This is a genomic window from Rhizobium leucaenae USDA 9039, assembly GCF_000426285.1.
In the GTDB taxonomy this organism is placed as follows: domain Bacteria; phylum Pseudomonadota; class Alphaproteobacteria; order Rhizobiales; family Rhizobiaceae; genus Rhizobium; species Rhizobium leucaenae.
In genome coordinates this window covers 37750-44514 of the sequence record NZ_AUFB01000032.1, presented here as the reverse complement: position 1 = coordinate 44514, position 6765 = coordinate 37750, and the positions used below count along the sequence as shown (strand labels likewise).

Here is a 6765-nt window from a genome sequence, read left to right as displayed (position 1 = left end):
CCGAAGCGTGGATCATGATCGCCCACATTCGTCTCATCACCAGACGGCTAGCAAGGTATGGATATCGTTGAACGCTTTTCGAATCCGACTCTTAGTCGCCCGTGAAGAACCGTTTTCGGTGTGGCGGCGCATGATTGTCGGCGTCGAGAGTTTGCCTGACGAGCAGGCACAAAAGTAGCCTGAACCACCTGAGCAGAAGCGAGAAATTGTAGCCGGCGGCAGCCAGAACGGCATTGAGGGCATCGCCCTGCTGTCCGGCAAGATAGTTGCGGTCCATTCTGCGCTCGTTCTTGAGGTGCCCGATGACGGGCTCGACGGCTGACCGCCTTCGCATCAGACGTTTGATGGCCGGCGTCACGTGGCGCTTCTGGCCACTGGTGAAGACCCGCAGCTTGTGGCTCTGGGGCGCATTGTGGCCGCGGTATCCGGCGTCGGCCAGAATGCCAGGATCAGTCCGAGAAATGGCCGCCTTCAAATCGGAACGCCCGCCGGAATGAAATCGGAATGACTGGCCGGCTTCAAATCGGAATCGATGGCCGGCTTCATCGGAATACGCAGCCCATGAGTCGATTTTAGTGAGACGCCGTATTAGTTGCTGGTCTTTTGGGTCGTCGCCTCGGTGCCTTTGTTGTTCGCTCGAGTACCTAATTTAATGCCGCTGACATCAGTGAGGCGCCTTGAGAATGACGGCAATCAACCCCACGCTTCCCTTCACCTTGCCAAAGATATCGATGCCCTGAGCCAGCCTATACCGCCCGCATCAAGGCCTCACAATGAGCTCGTCAGGTACTCTTCGGTGAGCTCATTTGACGGCGCGTAGATCAACCTTAGATCCCCGCAACTGAAAATCGACGGGGCGTGGACGCCGCATACCAGCGATCTACTATTCGTCGGCATCGCTCCCATCCGCCCCACCAAAAATATCAAGCAGAAGCTCTGGGTTGGACCCCTCGCCCCGTAGTTCCTCAAGAACGTGTTCCAGGATGCGCCCGTACTTTGCCAGTGCCCTTAAACGATCCTGGTGCTTGAGATCACCTATCGTCCTCTCGACTGCTCGAACCAATTTATCCGCCTTAGGGTCCTGCCCCTCAACCAACGCGAATGGCTCGACCACCCTCCAACGGAGAAGGCCAACAAGCAGCATCGGAGCGTATTGGAATCTGGTGTACGTCGAGCCCAGATTTTCTTCGAACTCCCGGAGAATCCGTTTGGTCAACCGCTCGACATCTTTGCGAGTAAGCAGCCGAGGCGCGGTTTCAGAGCGCGAAAGTAGGAACGCCATGGCGGCGGTTTCTTTCTGCCACTTCCATTGATCTATGGGCTTGCCCAAGACCTTGTGGATTGCCTGCAGCTCAAAATGCTGGTTGCTGGCGACCCGCCCCAACCCCTGGTAAGCGAGCTTCCAGTGGGCACCTTGAGTGAAAATTGGGTGTCCCCGGGCTTCTTTGTCCCAAGCCTCCAGCAACCAGCCCGAGACGTCTGGCGGGCATCGGCGGAATTGCCATGTCAGAAACCGCAGTGATTGGGTTCCAACAGCTTGGCCCCTCAGCCCGCGACGGACTTCATCTAACGCTCGTTCTACAAGTCGATCCAAGCGCGATAGCGCGACAGCATCTACTCCATTCGGGACATCACCGTCACTTGATATCGCGTATTTGCCGCCAGGTCGAGCCGAGAGCCGATTTGCGAGTGCCGTCCAATCGACGGCAGTCCGGTCAACGTTCTTTTCAAGCAACGTGAAAAGCCCGTCTCCGCGAGGGCTATCGTTCCAACTATCGATTCCGCAGGCGAGCACAAGCCGTCCCGGTATTGTCGGTGCTGGTCTCTGGAACCCTTCGATCAACGCGTCCCAATTTTGTTCGAGTTCGGTCGCGGCATCCCAGTCGACCTGGAATTGGTGACCAAACTTCTGAGAGTGAACGAGGATTTTTGCTCGACCGGACGCCGGGCTCTGTTCCACCCAAAGTTCGACGGGAACTGTCTGGTCGACTTTCACACCGATGTTGACTTCTGCCTTGCGCGGAAGCTCGGAAGTTTCCTTTCTAAGGAAAATAGAAAAACGATCCTGCCCCGCTTGAATGGCCAATCTTGCCGGTTTCGGGCTCCGGTACATCTCACCTGCCGGAAGCGTCTCATCGTAATCAACGAGGTCGAAGTTTTCGACCGCGTCACGCCGCTGCACAATCGTTGAAATCTGCGGCAGGAAATCGAAATAGATGGGATCGCGCTTGCTTAGGCGCCGCGCGGCATGAAGCGCACCATCTGCGATCGAGTTGTCAGCAAGTAACACAACATCTCCACCGATGCTTTGTATCACTGCTGAATGGAATGCTTTTCTGATCGCACCTTTGGACAGAGTTTCCAACAAGACCACATCGCACCCAGCGACATCATCTCGCACATCCTGCAATCGAGGTATCTGCTCGTGATCGATCGTGTCGGGCGGCCTTAATACCTGCCAGTCTCCGTTTCCTTGGCGTAACACCTCGGGCTCTGCCTGGAATCCGAGCGCAAGGCGTCCATTCGAACGTGCCCATTCCAAATGATCGGTTCGGTCGACCGACGAAACTCTAGAAATTGCAGACTTTGCCAACTCCGCCAATCCCCGGTATCCCCAACCCGAACGGATCAGTTTTCCTGTCGAGCGACGCTCCGGCGCTAAGACAGTCTCTCCATGGCTACGCTCGCGACGAATGCGCAGCCTTTGAACCGTGACACCGTCTCCGGTGTGCGAAACCACACCTACGGCCTGGCCTTCTTCAACTGTTCCCCTTTCGATAGCGAACAATGTCGCCAACACGGATCGCCAAACCAGAAGCGGCGTCGAGACCTTTGCCTTGCGCAGAGCCGCCAACAGTCGTTCCTGCAGTAGCTCGCCGGTTTCAGCATGATCATCAAGGCTGGCGATGCCAAAGCTGGCACCGGATGACATCCCTTTCAGCGCTGCAGTCAGGTGGGGGACGGATGGATCGTCGTTCAGCAGATCAGTCACCCTCAACCGCTTCTCGGCAGCTCCGACCACACCCCAACCAGCACCCAGGCCGTGCGGAGAAATTGATGCCTGCGCACCACCCACAAGGCCCCCGTCGGCCTTCGCTCCAGTTTCAACCACGACACCGAAAATGCCGCCTTCGATGAGAGAGCTAATAACCTCCTGCTCCTCGCCGTCCGGCAAAATGGTCCAGTTCCTCGCAGCGCTATCGCGCCATCCATTCAGATCGTACCCGCACAGTTTCCTCATGGCGTCGTCGCGTATATTTCGCTACGTGCGAACGCACGGATAGCGTCCAACCCTTGCCGCAGCCCCTCGCCAGAGGCCTCCAAGGCAATTCCATCAACGCGCGTGCTAGCCTTACGGGATAGGCAAGTCTCGAACTGACCGTGAGATGGGGTCAGTATCAGCCCGTTACGCAGAACTTCAGTTTGGCCGAATGGCTGAATCTCGACCAATCGCTCATTTGCCCGTACGACAGCGTCGTTGAGATCTATGCGAGCCATCGTGTGCGGGGTCCAAACTGCTACGCGGCGCGGCATCCCGCCTCGGTCGATGTCGGAGATGCGGAGAGACACGTGGGCCCGCGTCAAGGCCAGCATACGGCCTGGTGCTTCAGGGCGGGATTGTACCTCGACTATACGACCTGTGTTCTTCAACCAGAACACGGCAATCGGTCGATCCTGCTCGAACCATCGTCCGAGCGATGCCTCTGAACGCCAGACGATGGGCGATTGCGCAATTAGCTCGGCTTCTTCGAGTTCGCTGAGAGCGAGCACGACAGAAAGCACAGAAAAATCCGTCCAGGTCTCCGCTTGCCATGCCCAGAGGTCATCGAGGACCCTGTCTTCCTCCAGCAGGCGGCGCCAGGCTTCATAGATGGAGTTGTAGCTCGGGTCCTGCATCAGAACGTAGTTCGGAACAATCCCGGCATCGGCTACGCTCACTTCAAGATCTGCCAACATCTGCGCGAAGGTTTTGCAGAACCGGCCGAAATGATTGACTTGCGCGTAGCGGCGGCTATGCCGTGCTCGTGGATGCTCCTGCATCCATTCGCGAGCAACCTGGAAAGCAAGTGTCGTATACGCGTGGAGAACCCTGTTTTCAGGGGTATCAAAGTTCTCTCGCCTGACTGTTGCGAGAATACGCTGGCTTGTACCGGCTCGCTCCGCAATCGTCCGCCCCGGTTGACGGACGAGCCAGCGCATCGACGCCCGATCCATTTCCTGAACTCGGTCCAAGAATGTAAGCTCTCTCGTCCGACGAAGCACGCGCCTGATCCTCGGCTCCAGCGCTTTCAGGCGCGGAAGGACATCTTGAGCCTGCCTTACGATCTCCGCCATTCGCGGATCGTGTTCATTCTCTGCGCGCTCCCACGCATCGCGCAATCGGGACCATACATGCAAAGGGTCTTCAAGGGCCTCGCCAAGCTCCTGGACCCGCGCCAAAACCTCGTTCATCCGCCGAAGAAGCTCTCTCGCCCGCACGTCTTCCGGGGTCTCATGCTCCTTTACACCACGAGGGCGAACCGGAAACCCAATTCGCTCCGGTCGCTGAGCATTCGCCGTTTTCGGGTATGGATGGAGAATAAGTTCCACCGGTCCATCTTGAAGCCGGGCCGACATAAGACGCGAGTGTCCGCCGTTCTTGGGTGCCTCGCCACGGACCTCGCTGACCAAACAATCACCAGGACTGAACTTCGCATTGGCAACTCCTCTGCGATCCCAAGGTCTGCCGAGATGGAGCATTACCGCGAAACCCCGTTCCATACGAACTGACCGGAGCCCTCTTTCGCAGCACGGATCGACTCATCGATCGCCTTCGCAAGGTGATCGTCCCGCAGGGCATCACCAACGAAACTTATGAGTTCGGAGAAAGCATGATCGTTACCGTCTTCAACTTCGATACCGCGAAGCTTTGGTAACAAGCGCATTTCAACCTGATCTGCGAGCGGGACACGCAAGTCCTTCGCCTGGTCGAACGAGGTGTAGTTCGCGACATACCCCATGATCGCGCGGCCGAGACGGTGACCGAAAGGTCTCTTGAAGCCCTTCATGAGGCTGACCATTCTATCCACGCTGTCGATAACGGTCTGCTCACTCTCCACAGTCGAAACAGGATTCACCCATGACCGCCATCTTGCCGCCGACAGCGCCTCGGGCTCGGCGATATTTGCTTTCTGCGCAGTCGTCCTGATGGTTCTTGGTGCCGAGAAGCGAAGGACATTCGCCCGGTCCACAACCTTATCAGAGAGCGACTGCGTGCTCTCGTCTTCGTTCATCGTTCCGGCAAACAGAAGGTTGTATCCTGGGAAGATGCGGGGAGCGTCCATACCTCGCGGCATCGGTATCTCAAGCTCGATCTCAGCGTCTTTGCGCAGGGATTTATCCGACACACGGTTCATCGGCGGGCGGCTTTCCAAGCGGCTGAGGAAGTCCGAAAAATAATACTCAACACGCGCAAGGTTCATTTCGTCGAGCAGGATCATTATCATCTGATCCTGAAACTCGCTCTTCTGGTTGTTCAGAATGTCCAGGTGATAGAGCGCCCGCGCCATATCGGTCGGACGGTAGCGCTTTTCGATATAGTTGTAGAAACCCATCAAATCCTGGGGGCTATCCCAGCGAGGTTGAACCGGCACCTGCAGGAACCCGATCCCTATGCCTGCCGCGTACTGTCGCGGCAGCTGGCTCTTGCCAGTCCCGGAGATACCGGCAAGCACGGCCATCTGGGTCGTGTCGTTTGTTTTCATTGCTGTATGGAAGGCATAAACAATGCGACGGTCGTAATGGAGGCCGCTTTGTTCAAGGCGCTGAAGCACCCGTTGGACTGCCTCAGCCTCATTTTCAGCGGCGCGATCTTTCCAGCTCCGCATTTGTGCCAGCACCGGCGGAAGCGTGGTCAACTCCTTGAGACGTTCAACGATTGCCTCCTCGCGGCCCGGCGCATCCCTACCGCTCGCCTCAGCAACGTCTTCCTCCATCTTAGCGACCTGTGCCATTAGCGACGAACGGCGATCTTCCAACGATGAGATGTCGCTTTCGATGGAACGAGCACGCTCCTCGGCGGCTGCGAGTTTCGCCGACGTCTGCGTGAATTCAGCATGAACGGCGGCGGTCGCCTGACGCTCGACAGCGAGGTCTTCTTGAACCTGAGAGAGTTGGGAGTTTGCCGCCTGGAGGAGGCCTTCGACACGTGCGCTTTCTCTACCAAGTTCCTGCGACAGCGCTTCTAAGCGTTGCACTCGCTCCTGCGCTTCGCTCAACTCAATCGCTTGGGACCGCATTTCTGCAATCTTCTTTTCAAGCGCTGCCTGTTCACGCTTCATCTCATCGTTGAGAGCGAACAGCCGCTCGGCGGCAGTGAGGCGGTCATGGACAGCGTCGAGATCTGCCCGGGCGGAAGCCAGCTCAGCGTCAACTGCGTGTTTTTCAATGATCTCCGCTTCGATCACCTCGCGCAGCGCACGGATTTCCTCGCGGCGCTCATCCTTCTGAAGCCATTCAGCATTCAAGTCATCGAGCTGTCTCTTGGTCGCATCGTAGTCAGCCTGGACGTCGGCAATATTGGCTAGGGCCTTGCGGCGCTCTCCTAGTTCATTTTCGATATCGCTAAGGGCCATCCGCTTGTCGGCAATGGCTGTCTCCAGAGACTCCAGGGAGCGCGTCGGCCCGGAGGCGGTAACGGCTCTGTCATGGAGCACCGCGAGGCTTATCTGCACGACGATCAGAGCTACGACAGCCATTGCTGCGAAAAGCAGTATCAAGATGTTT

Annotated in this window: 3 protein-coding genes and 1 pseudogene; all 4 read right to left on the bottom strand. The window is 57.3% G+C overall.

Features of this window, described 5'->3' with window-relative positions; translation table 11 throughout:
* Positions 1-91: 91 nt before the first annotated feature.
* Positions 92-442: pseudogene (locus K290_RS36635) on the bottom strand (transposase); the annotation flags it as partial.
* Positions 443-883: 441 nt separating this feature from the next.
* Positions 884-3241 (bottom strand): hypothetical protein, encoded by a 2358-nt coding sequence (locus K290_RS0128700; RefSeq protein WP_004118330.1) that lies wholly within the window; start codon positions 3239-3241, stop codon positions 884-886.
* Entirely contained in the window at positions 3238-4452 is a 1215-nt protein-coding gene (locus K290_RS0128695; protein ID WP_240535433.1) for a DUF2357 domain-containing protein, read from the bottom strand. The genes K290_RS0128700 and K290_RS0128695 overlap by 4 nt, the downstream gene beginning before the upstream one ends.
* A gap of 287 nt (positions 4453-4739) precedes the next feature.
* Positions 4740-6758: an McrB family protein gene (locus K290_RS0128690; RefSeq protein WP_004118326.1), complete on the bottom strand. Its 2019-nt coding sequence runs from the start codon at positions 6756-6758 to the stop codon at positions 4740-4742.
* Positions 6759-6765: the final 7 nt, after the last annotated feature.

Coding starts and splice junctions, on each gene's coding strand:
- K290_RS0128695 (WP_240535433.1), bottom strand. CDS start 4,452: ATGAACGAGGTTTTGGCGCGGGTCCAGGAGCTTGGCGAGGCCCTTGAA.
- K290_RS0128700 (WP_004118330.1), bottom strand. CDS start 3,241: ATGAGGAAACTGTGCGGGTACGATCTGAATGGATGGCGCGATAGCGCT.